16 protein-coding genes are annotated in these 18,736 nt (G+C 67.6%); 8 read left to right on the plus strand and 8 right to left on the minus strand.

Features of this window, described 5'->3' with window-relative positions; translation table 11 throughout:
* Window positions 1-41 precede the first annotated feature (41 nt).
* Entirely contained in the window at window positions 42-557 is a 516-nt protein-coding gene (locus tag RIB98_08695; GenBank protein ID MEQ8841046.1) for a carbonic anhydrase, read from the plus strand.
* Between the two features lie 32 nt (window positions 558-589).
* Here RIB98_08695 and RIB98_08700 read toward each other — a convergent pair whose 3' ends face one another.
* The gene (locus RIB98_08700) at window positions 590-2,167 is read right to left on the minus strand and encodes a FadD3 family acyl-CoA ligase (protein ID MEQ8841047.1); all 1,578 of its coding nucleotides are present in this window, start codon (window positions 2,165-2,167) and stop codon (window positions 590-592) included.
* Between the two features lie 83 nt (window positions 2,168-2,250).
* Between RIB98_08700 and RIB98_08705 the strand changes: the two genes are divergently transcribed.
* The gene (locus RIB98_08705; protein MEQ8841048.1) at window positions 2,251-3,018 is read left to right on the plus strand and encodes an SDR family NAD(P)-dependent oxidoreductase; all 768 of its coding nucleotides are present in this window, start codon (window positions 2,251-2,253) and stop codon (window positions 3,016-3,018) included.
* 30 nt (window positions 3,019-3,048) lie between these two features.
* On the opposite strand, the gene RIB98_08710 is transcribed toward RIB98_08705, so the two are convergent.
* The 3 genes from RIB98_08710 to RIB98_08720 all read right to left on the minus strand — a co-directional run bounded on the left by RIB98_08710 (window position 3,049) and on the right by RIB98_08720 (window position 7,879).
* On the minus strand, window positions 3,049-4,485 hold the full coding sequence (locus tag RIB98_08710; GenBank protein MEQ8841049.1) for a tetratricopeptide repeat protein: 1,437 nt from the start codon (window positions 4,483-4,485) through the stop codon (window positions 3,049-3,051).
* Between the two features lie 106 nt (window positions 4,486-4,591).
* Entirely contained in the window at window positions 4,592-6,886 is a 2,295-nt protein-coding gene (locus RIB98_08715) for a DUF4331 family protein (GenBank protein ID MEQ8841050.1), read from the minus strand.
* Window positions 6,887-7,069: 183 nt separating this feature from the next.
* The gene (locus RIB98_08720; protein ID MEQ8841051.1) at window positions 7,070-7,879 is read right to left on the minus strand and encodes an enoyl-CoA hydratase/isomerase family protein; all 810 of its coding nucleotides are present in this window, start codon (window positions 7,877-7,879) and stop codon (window positions 7,070-7,072) included.
* A gap of 85 nt (window positions 7,880-7,964) precedes the next feature.
* Here RIB98_08720 and RIB98_08725 point away from each other — a divergent pair, with 85 nt between their 5' ends.
* The 3 genes from RIB98_08725 to RIB98_08735 are packed head-to-tail and all read left to right on the plus strand — an operon-like array spanning window position 7,965 to window position 10,772.
* On the plus strand, window positions 7,965-8,405 hold the full coding sequence (locus RIB98_08725) for a nuclear transport factor 2 family protein (GenBank protein MEQ8841052.1): 441 nt from the start codon (window positions 7,965-7,967) through the stop codon (window positions 8,403-8,405).
* The gene (locus tag RIB98_08730) at window positions 8,398-9,357 is read left to right on the plus strand and encodes a dihydrodipicolinate synthase family protein (GenBank protein ID MEQ8841053.1); all 960 of its coding nucleotides are present in this window, start codon (window positions 8,398-8,400) and stop codon (window positions 9,355-9,357) included. Before RIB98_08725 ends, RIB98_08730 begins: the two co-directional genes overlap by 8 nt.
* Entirely contained in the window at window positions 9,357-10,772 is a 1,416-nt protein-coding gene (locus tag RIB98_08735) for an NADH:flavin oxidoreductase (protein ID MEQ8841054.1), read from the plus strand. Before RIB98_08730 ends, RIB98_08735 begins: the two co-directional genes overlap by 1 nt.
* Before the next feature lie 12 nt (window positions 10,773-10,784).
* Here RIB98_08735 and RIB98_08740 read toward each other — a convergent pair whose 3' ends face one another.
* On the minus strand, window positions 10,785-11,942 hold the full coding sequence (locus tag RIB98_08740) for a hypothetical protein (GenBank protein ID MEQ8841055.1): 1,158 nt from the start codon (window positions 11,940-11,942) through the stop codon (window positions 10,785-10,787).
* On the minus strand, window positions 11,939-13,084 hold the full coding sequence (locus tag RIB98_08745) for a phosphotransferase family protein (GenBank protein MEQ8841056.1): 1,146 nt from the start codon (window positions 13,082-13,084) through the stop codon (window positions 11,939-11,941). The genes RIB98_08740 and RIB98_08745 overlap by 4 nt, the downstream gene beginning before the upstream one ends.
* 85 nt (window positions 13,085-13,169) lie before the next feature.
* Between RIB98_08745 and RIB98_08750 the strand changes: the two genes are divergently transcribed.
* The 3 genes from RIB98_08750 to thrH are packed head-to-tail and all read left to right on the plus strand — an operon-like array spanning window position 13,170 to window position 15,935.
* Window positions 13,170-14,363, plus strand: coding sequence for an acyl-CoA dehydrogenase family protein (locus RIB98_08750; protein ID MEQ8841057.1), 1,194 nt, complete (start codon window positions 13,170-13,172; stop codon window positions 14,361-14,363).
* 1 nt (window position 14,364) lies between these two features.
* A complete protein-coding gene (locus RIB98_08755) occupies window positions 14,365-15,330 on the plus strand; it encodes an acyl-CoA dehydrogenase family protein (GenBank protein MEQ8841058.1) in 966 nt (321 codons plus the stop codon).
* Window positions 15,327-15,935 (plus strand): bifunctional phosphoserine phosphatase/homoserine phosphotransferase ThrH, encoded by a 609-nt coding sequence (gene thrH, locus RIB98_08760; GenBank protein ID MEQ8841059.1) that lies wholly within the window; start codon window positions 15,327-15,329, stop codon window positions 15,933-15,935. Before RIB98_08755 ends, thrH begins: the two co-directional genes overlap by 4 nt.
* A 33-nt stretch (window positions 15,936-15,968) precedes the next feature.
* Here the strand turns inward: thrH and RIB98_08765 are convergent, their stop codons facing one another.
* Together RIB98_08765 and RIB98_08770 are read right to left on the minus strand one after the other, a co-directional pair.
* Entirely contained in the window at window positions 15,969-17,321 is a 1,353-nt protein-coding gene (locus RIB98_08765) for an ABC transporter substrate-binding protein (protein ID MEQ8841060.1), read from the minus strand.
* A gap of 111 nt (window positions 17,322-17,432) precedes the next feature.
* The gene (locus tag RIB98_08770) at window positions 17,433-18,722 is read right to left on the minus strand and encodes an amidohydrolase family protein (protein MEQ8841061.1); all 1,290 of its coding nucleotides are present in this window, start codon (window positions 18,720-18,722) and stop codon (window positions 17,433-17,435) included.
* Between the last annotated feature and the right edge of the window lie 14 nt (window positions 18,723-18,736).

Consider the following 18,736-nt stretch of genomic DNA (forward strand, 5'->3'; position numbering starts at 1 on the left):
CATGTCCTATCACGGTCCGGTTTGCGATAGATCTTGGAGCGATGACTGACGACGTGTTCCAACCGAGTGCCGACCAGTTCGTGGCCCGCAATGCCGAGTGGGCGGCGGGCTTCGCTCACGCCGGTCTGCCGGTCAGCCCGCGACGCCATGTCGCCGTGGTGGCATGCATGGATTCCCGCATGCCGATCTTCGGCATCCTGGGTCTCGACCAGGGCGATGCCCACATCATCCGCAACGCCGGTGGCGTCGTCACCGACGATGTGATCCGTTCGCTCACGTTGTCACAACGGGCGCTGGGCACCCGCGAGATCATCCTTGTCCACCACACCGACTGTGGTCTGCAGAAGGTGACCGAAGCTGGGTTCAACCAGGAGCTCGAGGACGAACTCGGTGTGCGTCCTCAGTGGGCGCTCGAGTCGTTCGCCGACCCCTATGTCGACACACGCCAGTCGATGCAACGGCTCCGGCTGTCGCCCTTCATCGCCTACAAGGACCACATCCGCGGCTTCGTCTACGACGTCGACAACGGTCGCCTCGACGAGGTCATCCCCGACTGAGTTGGGACGGGGGTCTGACCCCAACGTCCCAACTAGAGGGTGGCGGTGGCGCGGTCGCGGAGCTCGTACTTGAGGACCTTGCCGCTCGCGTTGAGGGGGAGGGCGTCGACGAACTCGAAGTAGCGGGGGCACTTGTAGTTGGCCATCTCGGCGCGGCACCACGTGCGGAGCTCGTCGGCGTCGAGCGTCGCGCCGGGGGCGAGGATCACGAAGGCATAGCCGACCTCGCCGAGGCGCTGATCGGGCACCCCGACCACGGCGACCTGACCGATGCCGGGATGGTTCATCATCAGGTTCTCGATCTCGGCGGGATACGCGTTGAATCCACCGTTGATGAACATGTCCTTCACGCGGTCGGTGATGTCGATGTTGCCGGCCTCGTCCATCACCCCGATGTCGCCGGTGTGGAGCCATCCGTCGGCATCGATGGTCTCGGCCGTCTTCTCGGGGTCGTTGAGGTAGCCCTTCATCACGTTGTAGCCGCGGACGACGATCTCACCCGGCTCGCCGCGGGGCACCTCGTGGCCGTCGGGGTCGTGGATCTCGACCTCGACGTCGTCGACGGCGCGGCCGCTGGTCTTCGCGATGATCTCCGGGTCGTCGTCGTGGCGGCACATCGTGGCCATGCCCGACGACTCGGTCAGGCCGTAGCCGGTGACGACCTTCTCGAAGCCGAGTCGCTCGCGCATCTGCACGATCATCTCGACGGGAATCGCCGCCGCGCCGGTGACCGCGAGCCGAAGGGAGCTCATGTCCCACTGGTCGAGGTCCTCGGTGTTGAGGATGGTCTGATAGATGGCCGGCGGACCGGGAAGCATCGAGATGCGTTCCTCGGGAATCCGCTTCATGACCGAGGGCACGTCGAAGACGGGGTGAGGAAGGATCGTCGAGCCGGTCATCAAGCAGGCGAGAATGCCGGCATTGAGGCCGAAGGAGTGGAAGAAGGGGTTGATGATCAGGTAGCGATCCTGATCGAGGCCGATCACGCTCGCCCACGACAGATACGCACGGCAGATCGCCGAGTGGCCGAGCATGGCGCCCTTCGGGTCGCCGGTGGTACCCGAGGTGAACATGATGTGGCAGAGGTCCTCGCCGGTCACAGTGGCGGTGCGTTCAGCCCGTGCGGCGTCGTCGACCTGATCAGCTCGGGCGAGGAAAGCGGCGAACGAGGTGGTGCCCTCCGGCACCGCGCCCCGCATGACCACGATCTCTTCGAGCGTCGGGGGCACGTTCGCGTCTCGTAATGCAGCCACGTAGTCGGTGTCGAGGAAGTCGGTGACCGTGAAGAGCATCTTGGCGCCGCTGTTGCCCAGGACGTACTCGGCCTCCCGCCCTTTCCAGCGGGTGTTCACCGGCACGACCACGCCGCCGGCCACGTGCACGCCCAGGGCGGCCACGGCCCACTCCCAGATGTTCGGGGCCCAGACGGCGACGGTGTCGCCCTTCTCGACGCCGCTCGCCATCAGCGCGCGGGCGGCGCGGCGGATCTCGTCGCGGAACTCGACGAAGTTCCAGCGGACGTCCCCGTCGACCATTGCCTCGTTGTCGCCGAATCGAGCGGCGGCGTCGTCGATCAGTTCGGGAATGGTTGCCCACGGTGCTGTGCCCATGGGCGGTGACCCTACTGCGCCCGCATTCGTCCGTAGAAAGGCGGCCGCGCGATGATTCCTGCCGAACGCAGGGGAGAGCGAACATGCAGATCAAGGGACTACGAGCCGTGGTGGTCGGTGGCGCGTCGGGCATGGCCCGGGCGACGGTCGAGGCCATCGTCGCGGGTGGCGGCACGGTGGCGATCCTGGATCTCGCCTCGTCGGACGGCGACGCAGTCGCCACCGAGATCGGCGGCGGTACCACGTTTCATGCCTGTGACGTGACGGACTTCGACGGCACTGAGACGGTGCTCGCCGCGGCCGCCGCGTCGCTCGGTGGGCTCGACGCGGTCGTCAACACCGCCGGCGGCGGCGTGGCCAAGCGCACACTGTCGAAGGACGGGCCCCATCCACTCGACGACTTTCGTCGTGTCGTCGACCTCAACCTGGTGGCCTCGTTCAACATCAATCGCCTGGCCGCCGCGATCATGAGCGAGAACGAGCCGAACGAGGACGGCGAGCGTGGTGTCATGATCAACACCGCGTCGATCGCCGCCTTCGAGGGTCAGATCGGGCAGGTCGCCTACACCGCGGCCAAGGCCGGGATCGCCGGGATGTGCCTCACGATGGCACGGGATCTCGGGTCGCTCGGCATTCGGGTCAACGCCATCGCCCCGAGCCTCTTCGCCACCGGTCTCACGAAGGGCATCCCCGACGAGTTCGCCGACGCGCTCACCAAGGACGCTGCGTTCCCGAAGCGTCTCGGCCGGCCCGAGGAGTACGCCAAGCTCGCGCTCGCCATCATCGACAATCCGATGCTCAACGGCGGCTGCCTGCGTCTCGACGCCGGCCAACGCTTCGCTCCTCGCTGACCAACCCCGTGCGGATCAACCCCGTGCGGATCAACCCCGAAGTTCGTCGAGCAGGTCTTCGGCCTGCGGGGCGTCGATGGGGTCGAACGTCGGGTTGAGCGTCAACGCAGCGTCGAGCAGGCCGATCGCCCGCTCATCGTCGCCGACCGCAGCGGCGACCACGCCGGCTCGGTGGAAGAGCTCGGCGGACATGGGCCCGTTCGCCACCGCCTGCTGCATCAGCGGATCGGCCTCGGCCGATCGTCCGGCCGCGTGAAGCGACCATCCGAGCATGTCGTAGGCGCCGGCATCCTGTCGTTCGGCCAGATCGGTCTCTGCGAGACGCACGGCTGCTTCGGGGTCGTGGTCCACGAGGAACGACGCGAGATGTCGGCGCTCAGCGGGGTAGGAGTCCATGGTCTCGGCCGCGAGGTCGAGACCGAGTTGCACCTGGGTGTCGGCATCGGCGTCGTTGCCTCCGAGGCGAAGGAGACGGGCGAGTTCTCCGTGCAGGTCCGCGGCGGGTCCTCGTGCGAGCAGACCTTCGTAGATCGCGATCGCCTCGTCGAAACGTCCTTGACTGGAACGCACCCGACCCAGCAGTTCGTTGGCCCCCGGGTGTTCCGGCGCGATTCCGACAGCGTTCTCGAGCGCGGCCGCGGATCCTTCGACGTCGCCGCCTTCGAAGAGCACGTAGCCGAGCTGGAACCAGTAGAAGGCCGCGTCGGACGGACGCAGCGGGAGACCTTGGGCCAGTTCGAGCGACTCGACGGCCAAGTCGGCGGCCTGAGCGGTGTCGCCGTCGAGGTACGCGGTCCGGCTGAGTCGCGAGACGACGCCGGCGTTGCGGTCGAGTTCCGCGAGCTTCGTGAAGGTGGCCTCTGCGGCGGCGGTGTCGCCGAGCGACAGTTGGGCGTCACCCAATGCCGCGAGCGCGTCGACGTTGTCAGGCTCGCGTTCGAGTATCTCCGAACTGGCTTCGAGGGTGGCGGCGAACTCGTGGCGGGCGGCGAGTGCGTTGATGAGCAGGAGCTGGCCATCCGTGCTGCTGGGTGCCAGCTCGAGCACCTGTTCGGCGACCGCCTCGGCCTCGGAGTAGAGGTCGAGGTCGGCGTCCTCCCTCGCCTGGGAGAGCAACACGGAGCCGAGCAGGGTGAGCGAGACGTGGTCGTCGGGTGCCGCCGCGACGCGAGTTCGGAACTGCTCGGCGACCTCGGCGAGCGGCGCGCGGGTGTTGTCGATCTCGAGGCTGATGCCGAGCGACTGCGGATCGACCGGATCGATGGGCGCGACAGCATCGACCGACGCCGGAGGCGCGGTCGGCGTGTCTTCGACGTCGACGGCGTCATCGGCGTCGACGGCGTCATCGGCGTCGGCCGACGCTGAGGTCGGCGAGTCGCCGAGGCGTGCCCAACCGAGAGCGATGACGAGGCCGGCAGCGATGACCGCGAGGCCGGAGAGGAGGAGGAAGCGGACGGACCGACTCATGTCGAGAAACCTTCGAGAGAGGGGAGGGGATGGCGAGCGAGAAGTGGGAGGGGGCAGGAGGGGCCCAGCGAACGGGCGGGCGTTCGCTGGGCCCCGAGCGTGCCGATCAGCTGGTGATCGGGCGGGCGCCGAGGACCCTCGTCAGGAAGCCGGCTTCCTGGCTTCGGGTGACGGTGTCGCTCGGTGAATACGTCGTGCTCGAGGTGCCGGTGGTGATACCGGCGGCGAACAGGGCGTTGACGTCGGCGGTGTAGTACCTACCGCCGGTGTCGGTGAACGGACCGCTCGACGCGGCCGGGAACTTCAGCGCTCGGTTGAGGAACGCTGCCATCTGGCCACGGGTCATCGGCTCCTCCGGCGAGAACGTCGTCGGAGATGTACCGGTGGTGATACCGGCGGCGTAGAGCCGATTGATGTGGTCGGTGTAGTACCTGCCGGCGATGTCCGTGAACGGGCTGGGGCCAGCGTCCGGCAACCCGAGTGAACGGCTGATGAAGGTCGCCATCTGACCACGCGTCACCGGGGCGTCCGGTTCGTACGTGGTGGGTGATGTGCCCGTGGTGATCGATGCGGCCGCAAGCAGGTTGATCTCCGGCTCGAAACGATCTCCGGTGTCGTCGCCGAAGGCATCGACGATCTTGACCACGGTCAACGAAGCAGCCGGCTCGTCCCAGCCATGGGCGGGGAGCAGGTCGCCAACGGTGCCGTCGACGCCGGGATGGGCGGCGATGACGCCGACCGGGTCGGTGTCGACCGCAGCGGAGTCGTCGTTGCCATCGGGATCACCGTCGAGAACCACCGGACCGAGGTCCGAGCACGCATCGACGATGTCCTCGGACATCTCGGTGTTCTCCTCGCTACCGGCGTCGTAGCCCCTCAAGCTGAAGGTCTCCGACTGGTCCGGGAGCTCACCGCGGTCGAGGCCGGTGAAGCCGTCGTTGGTGCAGATGAGCATGCCGAACACCGACAAGACATCGCCGGGGCGAGCATCGATGGTGTAGACGGCGCGGTCCGCGAACCCGCTGATGCGAGTGTCGGACGGCGGCAGTGGTCGGCCGAGGTCGACGACGTCGGTGATGATCGCCGGCGACAACACCTTTTCGGCTTCGAGCGCAGCCACGAGCGGTGCAGGGTCGCCGTCGCGGGCGATTGCATTGAGCTCGTCACTTGCCTCGGCACCGAGTTCGGCGACCGTCACGGCGGTCGGGAGACCGGCGTTGTGCGTCACCGCGACCGGCGGCGAGAAGGGCTGTGCATCGGTGAGGTTCTCGAGGATCAGCGCATACGTCGTCGTTTCCGCGGGAGCGGAAGCGTTGGCGGCTGCGAGATACGGGAACGAGTCCGAGAACGGCTTGTCGTTGGCATCGACACAGTCGGTCGTGAGTGTGACCGTACCGACGTTGGGGCCACCAACGGCGCTCGCGTCACCGGTGACAACCGGCAGCGAGATGTCGATGACATCGTCGGCGAGGCCACGACCGTTCAACGGCGCGCCATAGCCGGCGGGGTTGCTGACGTCGATCGTCAAGATGTCCGGCAGGAACGCATCGGCCAAGGCGTCGGCCTCAGCAGGCGTGTAGCCGGTGTCGCCACCGAACGCGCTCAGCGCTTCGAGCGAAGCCGAAGCGGCATCGGCGAAGTTCGCCTGGTCGTTGTCGGGATCGGCAGCGTTGTACGCGTCCTCGGCACCGTCGGGAACCAGAACCGTCGCGATTGCCGGACGACCCATGCGGTCGACCTGGTCGATGCCGTCCCTGCCGGTCTCGGCCCAGACCCCGATGTTCGTGCCGGCGTCGGTGATCGAGTCGGAATCGACCTCGAGAACGATGGCGCTCACATTGAAGCCTGCGAAGAAGTCGACACCGGTGGTGTCGCCCTCGAGCTCACAGAACTGCGCGGAGCCCATTCCCTTGACCGTGCCTTGGAACGCGGCGAAGTCGAAGAAGAACGGATCGTCGTAGAGGCCGGCGATGGCGGTTCCGCCGTCGTCCAACGAGAACTCGGTGCCCGTCGTGCCGCTGCCCGATACCGCGCCGGAAACGGTGACGGCTTGGTCGCCGCCGGCGTTGGGGGTACCGAAGTCGATCGAGATCGTCTTGTCCTTCGAGGCGTCGTCGTCGCCACCGAGCGTCGCGTCGGTGTCGACGTGGAACTCGTAGGTGCCGGAGGGGTCGAACGTGGTCGGACTGAGGGCACCGGCTGCCGGGTTCACGGTCATCACGAGCACCGTCTTCGACGGATCCTCCGGTGACTGGAACGCGTACAGGTCGTTGATGTCAGTTCGTCCGTCTGCTTGCGCGAGCGGTGCTTCGAGGTGGTCAGCGGCCTGGGAAGGCGTGATGCTGACGACGCTCGCCGCGAGCGCAAGCGCTGCTATCAGCGCTGCTCTTTTACGTGGCATGTGGTCTCCTGTGGAAAGGCGCGGACAGCGGGGTTGCCGAAGGCGCAGCGCAAATGAGATTTCTCACCTCCGCGTAAGCGGTTCGGAGCGGCGGACTCGATGGATTGGTGCCGCAGCCGAACCCGGGGCAGTTGCTACCCGTTCCGGCAGGCCTACAAACGTCGGGTCCAGACGGAGCGGGCGTCAGCGCCCGTCGAAGTCCGGGGGCCGCTGCTCGCGTCGCGCTCGGCTCGACTCCTTGAAGTCGCCGGAACGGCTCGACAACTCGATGGCCATGGCCTCGTCGGCGAGGTGCCGTGGGAGTTCGGCCGTCAGCGAGCGGTGGACGAGCCCCTTGGCCAGACCGACGGCGACGGTGGCGCTCGTCGAGAGCTGCTGGACCAAAGCGGTCGCGTCTTCCTCGACCCGATCGGCGTCGACCGATGAGTGGACCAGGCCCCATTCGGCCGCAGTGACGCCGTCGATCTCTTCGCCCAGCATCAGCAGTCGTTTCGCCCGGGCCACGCCGACGAGGCGGGGCACCAGCCAGGAGATGCCGCTGTCGGGGGTGAACCCGGACCGCACCATCGGCGCCGAGAGCCGAGCGTCGTCGGCCACGATCGCGAAGTCGGCGGCGAGCACGAGGCCGAGTCCGAGGCCCATCGCCGCGCCGCGGGCCGACACGACGATCGGCGTCTGTGTCTCGAGCATCGTCGGGATGAGTTCGTTCACCTGCCAGCGCATCCGGCGCTGGGTCGAGCCGGTTCGCGGTGGCGTGTCGGGCTTGGACCGGCCGGCGAGGTCGAACCCGGAACAGAAATGGTCGCCGGCGGCGTGAAGGTGGATCACCCGGGCATCGTCGTCGGAACCGGCCGCCTCGACGACCGTGATCAACGCCTGCACGATCTCGTCGGTGACGGCATTGCGTCGCGCCGGACGGTTGATCTCGACCCCGACGACGCCGCCCTCGCGTGTCACTGCGAGACCGTCGATCGGTGCGGGGTAGGGCTTCATCTTCGCTCGACTCGGGTCATGGAGGGTGACGCTAGTGGGAGCGGACGGGTGACCTGGATCGAACGCGACGTGATAGTCAAAGCGGATGGAGCAATGGGAACTCGATGCCCGCGAACAGATCCGTGACCTGGTCGCCCGCTACAACGCCAACGGTGACGCCGGTAGGTTCGGACCGGTGCTCGCGCTCTTCACTCCCGACGCAGTGATGCACATTCCGTCGGGCTCGCATCGCGGGCTCCCCGAGATCGAGGCGATGTTCGCCGGCGCGGCGGCGAAGACCGGTGGCGGCGAGTCCGCTCGGGCCCGCTTCATCCGCCATTTCACGGCCACCCTCCAGATCGATCTCGAGTCGCGGGACACGGCGTCCAGCCGGTGCTACTACCAGGTGCTGACCGACCGCGGACTCGACCACTGGGGCCGCTACATCGACCGCTACCGCTGCGTCGACGGGCGCTGGCTGTTCGCCGAGCGCAAGGTGACCATCGACGGTGGCATGCGGGGTGGGTGGGGAGACCAGAGTGGCTGATCTCGACAGAGTCGATCTCGATGTCACGTCGATGCTCCGGCCGCGACGGGCGATCACCGGGATGTCGGCGGTGCTGTTGCCGCACACGGCCGAGGGTGGGATCGATTGGGCGGCCACCGAAGCCCACATCGCCCGTACCCACGAGGTCGGCTTGGTGCCGGGGGTGAACATGGACACCGGCTACGTGCAGCTCCTCGACGCGGCGACCAAGTTGCGCGTGCTCGACCTGGCGCGAGAGGTGACGGGCGGCCGGTTCGCAGCCGGTGCCTTCGTCGCCGACCACGCGGGCGATCCGGTCGACGTCGGCGCGTATCTGGCGGCGGCGACCGACATCGCCGACCGCGGGGGAACCCCCGTGATCTTCCCGAGTCACGGCCTCAACGAAGGCACCGAGGGCGAGTGGATCGAGGCCCTCGCCTCGATCGGCGCCGGTCTCGACGAGTTCCTCGGCTTCGAACTCGGCCCGATGTTCGTCCCCTACGGCCGGATCTTCTCACTCGACACCTACCGGGAATTGCTCGACATCCCGCAGTGCGTGGGCGCCAAGCACTCGTCGCTCAGCCGGGAGCTCGAGTGGGCACGCCTCGCGCTGCGTGATGCGGTGCGCCCCGACTTCAAGGTGATGACGGGCAACGATCTCGGCATCGACATGGTGATGTACGGGTCGGACTATCTCCTCGGCCTGTCGACCTTCGCCCCCGACCTCTTCGCTCGTCGCGATCGTCTGTGGCGCGACGGCGATCCGGGGTTCTACGAACTCAACGACATGTTGCAGTACCTGGGGCATTTCACCTTCCGACCGCCGGTACCCGGTTATCGCCACGATGCCGCGATGTTCCTCGAGCTCCGAGGTTGGGCGTCCTCCGACAACGTCCCCGACGGCGCGCCCCGCCGCCCCGAGTCCGACCGAGCGGTCCTGCGTGACATCGGTGAACGACTGGGAGTGCTCTGATGCCACGGTTCACCCAGGTGAAGAAGCTGACCGATGTCGGCGCGTTCCGGGATCATCTGGCCTCACTCGGCGTGGAGATCCCGATCGACGACGAGATCGACCCGGCTGGTGTGCTCGCCGCGCCGATGACGATCACCGACGGCAGCGCCGGCACCCGGTTCGCCCCCAACCGATGGGCCGTGCTGCCGATGGAGGGCTGGGACGCCGAACCCGACGGACGTCCCTCCGATCTCGTCCGTCGCCGGTGGGGGCGTTTTGCGTCGAGCGGTACCGGCCTCGTGTGGGGTGAGGCCACGGCGGTGCGCGAGGACGGCAAGGCCAACCCCCGCCAACTCGTGCTCGACGAGACCACCGTCGACGACATCGCAGCGTTACGCGAGCTGCTCGACCCTCGCCAGGTGGCCGTGCTCCAGCTCACCCACTCGGGACGCTACGCCCGCCCCGATGCGTCGGGGCCTGCGCCCCGCACCCTCTACCGTCATCCGCTGCTCGACCGTCGGGTCGGGTCGGCCGATGGTGAGATCCTCACCGATGACGAGATCGACGAACTGGTCGAGCAGTTCATCGATCGCGCCGTGCTCGCCCATCAGGCGGGCTTCGACTTCGTCGACGTGAAGGCCTGCCACGGCTATCTGGGCCACGAGTTCCTCAGCGCCCACGACAGGCCCGGCCGCTATGGCGGCGACCTCCTCGGCCGCACCCAGTTCGTCCGCTCGGTGGTGGAGGGGATCAGGGCCAGGGCGCCGGGCCTCGGTGTGGGGATCCGATTGTCGTTCTTCGACCTCGTGCCCCATGTGCCCGGTGAGGGCGGCGTGGGCACGCCCGAGACCACCGGCGACTACCCGTATGCGTTCGGTGGTGACGGCACCGGTCACGGCATCGATCTCCGCGAGACCCATGCGCTGCTCGACGTGCTCCACATGCTGGGCGTCGGCCTCGTGTGCGCCACCGTCGGCAGCCCGTACTACGTGCCCCATGCGCAGCGCCCTGCGTTCTTCCCGCCCTCCGACGGCTACCAGCCGCCGGAGGATCCGTTGGTCGGGGTGGCCCGCATCATCGCCGCCACCGCCGAGGTGACGAACCACCACCCGGGGATGCGCATCGTCGGCGCCGGCCTCTCGTATCTCCAGGAGTGGCTGCCCAACGTCGGCCAGGCCATGGTGGCCGCGGGCGCGGCCGACTCGATCGGGCTCGGCCGCATGATCCTCTCCTACCCGCACATGCCGGCGGACGTCATGGCCGGCCGAAGCCTCGATCGACGGCTGTTGTGTCGCACGTTCTCCGACTGCACCACCGCACCTCGAGGGGGGCTGATCTCGGGCTGCTATCCCCTCGACGACTTCTACAAGGAGCGCGAGGAACGGGTGCAGCTGACGGTCTTCAAGAAGGAGGCGAAGGCGCGCCTCAAGGGCTGACCCGTGCCCGTCTCACATCCAGGACTCGTTGCCCAGGCCGAGATCGGGCCACGGGCCGCTGGCGATCGGCTGACAGTTGCCCCACCCCTCGGCCTCGCCGACCGGGTCGACGAGGCGCACCGCGGTGTCGCGGATCTGGTGGAGTCGACGGGCCATCTCGGGCGTGCTGCAGTCCGCGATGTGTTCACCGTCGATGTGGTCGACGCCCCGCCATTCGCCGTGGTGGTGACCGTCGAACCCGAAGTAGAGACCGGCACCGAGATGCACACCGGTGTCGCCCATGACCTCGATCGTGATCGGCCGGGCCGAACCGTCGGCCATGCGACAGTCGAGGGTGCCGCCGAGCAGTCGCCGGTTGTCGGGGTCGAAGCGGAGATGGGGGACGATGTCGACGATCTGATCCCTCGAACCGTCGGAGTGTTCGACCTGAGCCGTGACCATCTTCTGGCCGTGGTCACCGACGGCGTGCCAGGTGAAGTGCAGGTGCAGGGCGTAGTGGGAGCCGTCGGCGCGCTGCATCAGGGCCGGGCACCAGATCATCTGGAACCCGACGCCGTCGGGAATGCCGTCGCCGGGCTGGGTGTCGGTGGGCGGTGTGCCCACGTCGTAGCGCACGCCCCACGAGTGGTCACGGGTGCTCACCCATGAATCGGGTGTCATCTCGGTGCGCACACCGTCGACCTCGATCCAACCCGAGCACACGCCGGTCTGGTGGTAGCGCACCAGGTTGGTGGCCGTGCGATAGGCGCGGCGCCGAAACGACCGCTCCTCCTCGAACGGAGGCACGACCGCGTCGAACAGCCAGTCGAACGCGATGGGCTGGGTGTCGTTGGCCTCGAGCCGAAACCGCACCTTCTGCAGCGGTTCGACGACCTCGTAGTGGAGGGGTCCGATGATCGTGGTGGTCGGCTGCGGTTCGAGTTGCCGGCTGGCCCGCACGGTGAACTGCTCGACGCCCCGGCTCACTGCGCCGTAGCCGTCCATGACGTTGCGGTTGGTGTACTTGCCGAGCCCGAAGCCGATCTGGAGGCTGCCGTCGCGGGCCATCGCCATGGCGCAGACCTTCTCCGTCCACGACGGATCGCTCGATGCGACCTGGGCGAACGTCTCCGGGATCTGATGGGTGAACCCCTCGTCCTCGGGAAGCAGCGGGCCGAGCGGGTTGGTCATCGGTCCCACCAGCTTCCGTCGATCATCTGCTCGAGCACATGGCGATGAGGGATCACGTCGTCGATGTCGTCGGGCCACTCGCCCTCCCCGAAGTGCACCGAGCGCTCACGGACGCGAGCCATGACGATGGCATGCCGTAGCGCCGCGTAGACCTCGAACCACTCGAAGTTCTGCACTCGACGGCCCGATCGGGTCTCGTAGGTGGCGATCACGTCCTCGCGCCGCAGGAAGCCGGGCATGCCGGGGATCTCGAGGGCGTTGGCGATCTCCTGGAAGAAGGTGTGCAGAAACACCATCCAGGCGAGGTCCATCTCCTGGGGCGCCAGCGCGGCCATCTCCCAGTCGAACGCGGCGACCGGCGCGAATCCATCGGCCTCGTACATGACATTGCCGATGCGGCTGTCGCCCCAGCTGATCACCGTCGGACCCTCATCGGTGGGCCAGTTCTCGTCGAGCCAGGCGAAGGTGCGCTCGATGATCGGATGCCGACGATCGCCACGAATCCAGTCGTAGTAGTTCCGCTGGTACTGCACGTGGCGGGCGAGGGGCGTGCTGCCCGACGCCGGTGTGTCCAGGAACTCGACGTCGAGTCCGTCGATCGCGATGCCGTGGAGGTCGGCCAGGATGCCCACGGTGTGGTCCTGGAGTTCCCGTTGTTGCTGTGGCGATGCCTGCAGGAGCCACCCGTCCATCAGATACGGCGGGATGTCGGCCGGTACGCGACCGCTGACCCGGTCCATGACGAAGAACGGCTTGCCGAGCGGACCCGGGTCGGCTTCGTACCAGCGGGTGTTCGGCACCGGCACGTTGCTGTTGGCGCCGACCAGGTCCATCACCCGGTACTGGAGTTCGAGGTCGTAGGTGGGGAAGACCGGCACGTCGGCATCGTCGGGCTCCACCCGGGCGACCAGCGCCTGGGTTTCCCGGGATCCCCCCTCCGTCCACGTGGCGTCGAACAGCAGCGTTTCGCTGGACATGCCGCTGCCATCGGGACTCGTGACCTCCCCGAGGGTGACGTCGGCATCGGCGCCGAGCCGGGAGGTGAGCCAGGCGGTCATGGCGCTGCGAAGCTCGTTGCGATCGCGACTGGAACGGGTGGGGATGTCGACGGTGTCGGCGTCGTCGTGTGGGGACTCGGACATGGCGGCGAACCTACTCTGACGCGCTGATGACCACGAAGTGCCCAGCTGCGTGGCGAGGGTTCGGCGCGCCTACCATCAGCGGCCGATGGACTTGCGCTACACCGAGGAAGAGGAGCACTTCCGCGACGAACTGCGGTCGTGGCTCTCCTCCACCCTCCCCGACGTTCCGCCGCTGCCGGCCGACCACACCGACCTGGTCGCTCGGCGCGCCTACGACACGGCGTGGCAGGCCAGATTGCACGAGGCCGGCTACGCCGGGATCCACTGGCCGGCCGAGTTCGGCGGCCGGGGGAGCACCCCCACCGAGCACCTCATCTTCCTCGAGGAGACCGAGCGGGCCGGCGCGCCGTATGTCGGTGTGAACTTCGTCGGCCAGCTCCACGCCGGGCCCACCCTCATCGCCGAGGCCACCGACGAGCAGCGGGCCACCCATCTGGCGCCGATTCTCCGGGGTGACCACGTGTGGTGCCAGGGCTTCTCCGAGCCGGGCGCAGGTTCCGACCTCGCCTCATTGGCCACTCGAGCCGTCGACGACGGCGATGACTATGTCGTCACCGGCCAGAAGATCTGGACGTCGTTCGCGCAGGTGGCCGACTACTGCGAACTGCTCGTGCGCACCGACACCGAGGTGCCGAAGCACAAGGGCATCACCTGGATCATCATGCCGATGGATCTCCCCGGCATCGAGATCCGACCGATCGAGACGGCTCTCGGTTCGGGCGAGTTCGCCGAGATGTTCCTCGACGAGGTGCGCATTCCCAAGGTGAACCGGGTCGGCGACGAGAACGACGGTTGGCGGGTCACCAACGTCACCTTCTCCTTCGAACGCGGCACGGCTTTCATCTCCGAGGTGATCTCCTCGCAGCGACTGCTGGCCGACCTCGCCCGCGTGGCCCAGAAGGTCACGCGACGCTCGGGCACGGCCTGGGACGACATGGGCATCCGTCGCGAGCTCGGCGTGCTCGACGCCGAACTCGACGCGCTCTGGTCACTCACCAAACGCAATGTGAGCCAGGCCCAACGGACCGGTTCCGTCGGCCCCGGCGGCTCGGTCTTCAAGCTCGCCTACGCCGATGTGCGCAAGCGCATGGCGGACCTGGCCGAACAGATCCTGGGTCGCGCCGGTCTCGCCATCGGCGACACGCTCGATCTCAGCGACATGGACCATGTCGCCGAACGCCTCTACACCCTCACGCTGACCATCGCCGCCGGTACCTCCGAGATACAGCGCAACATCGTCGGTGAACGGCTGCTCGGCCTGCCGCGGGGAGATCGCTGACATGGATTTCGAACTGACCGAGGACCAGGAAGCTCTGGCCGAAGGGGTGGCATCGCTGTGTGCGGGACGCTTCGGCATCGAGGCCGTCCGGGCGATGGAGGAGAGCGGCCTCGATCGAGGTCGCTGGCGTGAACTCGCCGACACCGGCGTCTTCTCGCTGTGCCTCGCCGAAGCCGACGGTGGCGTCGGCCTCGGATGGGCCGAAGCCGCCGTGGTGTTCGAGCAGCTCGGTCGCCGACTGGTGCCGGGCCCGCTGGTCGCCACCACCCTGGCCGCCGGTCTGATCGAGGGCGCCGCGGACGGCAGCGTCGTGGTCGCCACGGTCGAGCGCACCTCGGGATCGGCAAATGTCGAGCACGCAGTGTGGGCCGACGTGATCGTGATCAGCGACGACGAGGGACTCTGGTCGGTGCCCGCCGAGGAACTCGTCGGCACCGACGCCCGGCAACCGCTCGACCCGCTCACTCCCGTGCGCCGGATCCCCGGCCTCCCGAAGGGCGTCCGGATCGCCGACGCCGACGCGGCCGACGAGTGGCGGCTGCACGGATCATTCCTCGTCGCTGCGCTCCAACTCGGTGTCGCCATCGGGGCCACCGAACTCGCCGTCGCCTACGCGAAGGAACGGGAACAGTTCGGCCAGCCGATCGGCCGGTTCCAGGCGGTCAAGCACCGGTGTGCCGACATGATCACCCGAGTCGAGGTGCTGCGTGCCGCCGTCTACGCCGCCGGTGCCACGCTCGACGGCAACGGTGTCGGTGCACCCGAACGAAGCGTGGGGGTGGCCAAGATCCTCGCCTCCACCGCCGCCGCGGCGTGCGGCAAGGACTGTGTCCAGGTGCACGGCGGCATGGGCTACACCTGGGAGGTCGACGCCCATCTGTACCTCAAGCGGGCGTGGGCCCACGATCTCGCGTTCGCCGATGGCGACGAGTTGGCCGAGGACCTCGCCGCCGGGTTGGTCTCGTGACCGACCGCCAACGAGTCATCACACTCGACATGGAGGGTGTGGTCACCCCGGAGATCTGGATCGCCGTGGCCGAGGAATCCGGCGTCGACGAGCTTCGCCGCACCACCCGCGACGAACCCGACTACCAGGTCCTCATGGACTACCGGATCGAGGTGCTCGCGCAGCATGACATCACGTTGTCGTTCATCCAGGACGTGATTCGCGGGCTCACCGTCCTCGACGGGGCTCGCGACTTCCTCGACGAACTGCGGAGCCGTCATCCGGTGGTGCTGCTGTCCGACACCTTCGAGCAGTTCGCCGAGCCGTTCATGGAACAGCTGGGTCGACCCCATCTCCTGTGCCACCGGCTGGGCGTGGAGGACGACCGCGTCGTCTCGTTCTCACCTCGGGTCGCCGATCCCAAGCGCCGGGCCGTGGAGAGCTACCAGTCCCTCAACTACCACGTGACCGCCATGGGTGATTCGCACAACGACCTGGGCATGTTGCTCGCGGCCGACGCCGCCAGCTTCATCCACCCGCCCGACGGCCTCCCCGAGAAATACCCGGAGATGCCGGTCGCTCGTGACTATCGCTCGGCGCTCGACTGGATCGCGTCGGTCGGCTGACCGGCCTGACGGCCGGCCAGCCGACGGTGACGATCAGCCCCGCAGGGTGAATGCGGAACCGTCCCAGTCGTAGACGAGGCCGGAGTCGTCGTTCATGTAGGCCTTGCCATCGTCGGTCGACGCGGCGCCGGCACTGGTCATCTCGAACGAGAAGCCACCGCTGGTGAGGGCAACGAAGTCCTCACGGGTGGGGTTGGGCCCGACGGCCTCGAGCGCCGCGGTGAGGAAGTCGAACGAGGCGCACGCCATGAAGGTGGAGGAGAGCGCGTTGAGCTCCTCCTCCTCCGGGAAGAAGATCACGGTCTCGTCGAGCGCTTCCTCGATCAGTGCGATGCACTCCGGCATGCCGTTGATCCCTTGCTCGGCCACCAGGCCGGGGTCGGGCACGGCCACCCCGATCATGTCGAGGTTCTCGAGCACGGCGCCGAGGCTGTTCAGCGTGCGCACGCCGATGATCGGTGTGATGAGCGTCATGGTGTCGCCGAGGCCGTTGTTGTCCAGCGCGTAGGCCGCACCGATCACGCCGTTGCCGACGCCGACCACGTGGGTCACCCCTTCGCTGTTCCAGACCTCGGCAAACCGGTCGTACTCGGTGAGGGCGGCGGTCGGGTCGTCGGAGTAGCTGACATTGGACACGGTCGTGGCGACGACATCGAGGCCGAGGGACTCGAGGTGGGCAGTGAGCTGGTCGGCGCGATCGCCGCCCCCGCCCTCTTCAGCGGCGGTCACCGCGATCTTGGCGTCGGCGAGTTCGTCGGTGAGTTGATCGATGCCACCGATCATCGCCTGGAACGTGTCGGAGAGAACGCTGTAGAGCAGGTTGTCGGACCGGGCGATCTCGACGTCGAGGAGATCGAGGCCGTTGACCACGAGGGTGTCACCCAGCTCCGTGTAGCACGTCATCGCGCCGAAGCCGGCCGGGGTTCGGGTGACGACGGCAAACAGCTCGTTGTCCTCGGTCAGCTCGACACACGCGGCGTCGAAGCCGGTCGTGTCGAGGAGGTCCCACTCGGCGATGACCAGCTCGATCTGGCGTCCGATCACGCCGCCGTTGGCGTTGATGTCGTCGACCACGACCTGATAGCGGGCGGCCTGGTCGCCACTGTTGTTGAAGGCGCTGACGTCGGGCATGGCGAGACCGATACGGATGGTGTCTTCGGTGATACCACGGGCGGAGGCCGTCAGCTCGACATCGCCGTCGACGGAGGTGTCCTCGGGCGTGTCGGTGTCGGACTCGTCGGTATCCGGCTCATCGGTGTCGGGCTCGTCACCCGTCTCGGTGGTCGTGGTGTCGGAATCCGAGGAATCCGACGAGTCGTCGCCACAGGACGCGGCCACGAGGGCGAACGCGACCAGGAGGCCGAGCAGGAAGATGAATTTGCGCATCGCGACGTTCTAGTCACCGCAACGTGACGAACCGACATCGGGCGAGGCAGATTCCACTATCTGTCGCGCACGCATCCCTCCGAGTGGGACGGCCTCCGACTGGGACGCGTACTACTTGCGGCCCCGCAGGGCCCGGGTCGACAACTCCCGGAAGAACTCTCGATCGGACTGGTCGGGGGCCCGACCGACATGGGTGACCGTGTCGACGTCGCTCGCTTCGGCCCGCAGCGCGGCCGCCGTGCACCGCTCCTCGGGCCGGACGGAGAACGGGTCGAAATCGAAGTGGGCCATCGCGTTGCGATGGGTGATCTTGGCGATGGTCTCGTCGTCGACCGAGGCGAACTGCGCGGCCAGACTCTCGGGGGCGAGTGGCCACGAGCTGTCACTGTGGGGGAAGTCCGATTCCCACATCACGTTGTCGAGGTTGAACTGGTCGAGCAGGCCGATGCCGACCGGATCCTCGATGAAGCAGCAGAGCATGTGGGTCTTGAAGACGTCGCTGGCGCTGGTCATGCCCGCGGGAAAGGTGTGTTCCGTCCACCCGTGGTGGCGGCGCTGGACGTGGTCGGCTCGCTGGAGGAGGTAGGGGATCCAGCCGATGTCGCCCTCGCTGAGCGCGAACTTCAGCGAGGGGAACTTGTGCCAGAGGTCCGACCACAGCAGATCGGCGAGGGTGTACATCGTGCTCACGGGCGACAGGTTCATCGGCACCGACTGGGGCGCGTCGAGTGACGTGTTCATGCCCTTCGACGAGGAGCCGATGTGGCAGCACAACACGACGCCCTCGTCGCTGCACGCGCCGAACAGCGGGTCCCAGAAGCCGGAGTGGATCGACGGCACACCGAGCGCAGCGGGGTTCTCGGAGAACGTGATGGCCCGCACCCCTTTGGCGGCGAGGCGGCGGACCTCGGCGGCCGCGAGTTCGGCGTCCCACAGCGGCACGAGGCCGCAGGGGATGAAACGGTCCGGGTAGGCGGCGCACCACTCGTCGACGTGCCAGTCGTTGTAGGCCTGGATCATGACGAGGTTGACGTCGCGGTCGGGGCCCTCGCTCAGCACCTGGCCGGCGAAGCCCGGCCAGTTCGGGAAGTTGAGCCCGGCCAACTGCCCACCGGCCGACATGTCACGGACCCGCTCGTGCACGTCATAGCAGCCCGGGCGCATCTCGGCGTAGGTGCTCGGGTTCACGTTGTACATCTCGGGCGGCTTGCCGGCGACCGCATTGAGGCCGAGATTGCGGCCCAATGCCTCGCCGTACCACCACTGCTGGAATCCGTTGGGATCGGTGTCGACCCGTGGGGCCCGGTCCTTGTAGCGGCCCGGCACGTGGCCGGTGAACATGTCGGCCGGTTCGCAGATGTGGTCGTCGACGCTGATGAGGATGAGGTCGTCGCTGAGCATTCGCGTCCCTTTCA

This window comes from Acidimicrobiales bacterium, assembly GCA_040219515.1.
GTDB lineage: Bacteria > Actinomycetota > Acidimicrobiia > Acidimicrobiales > Aldehydirespiratoraceae > JAJRXC01.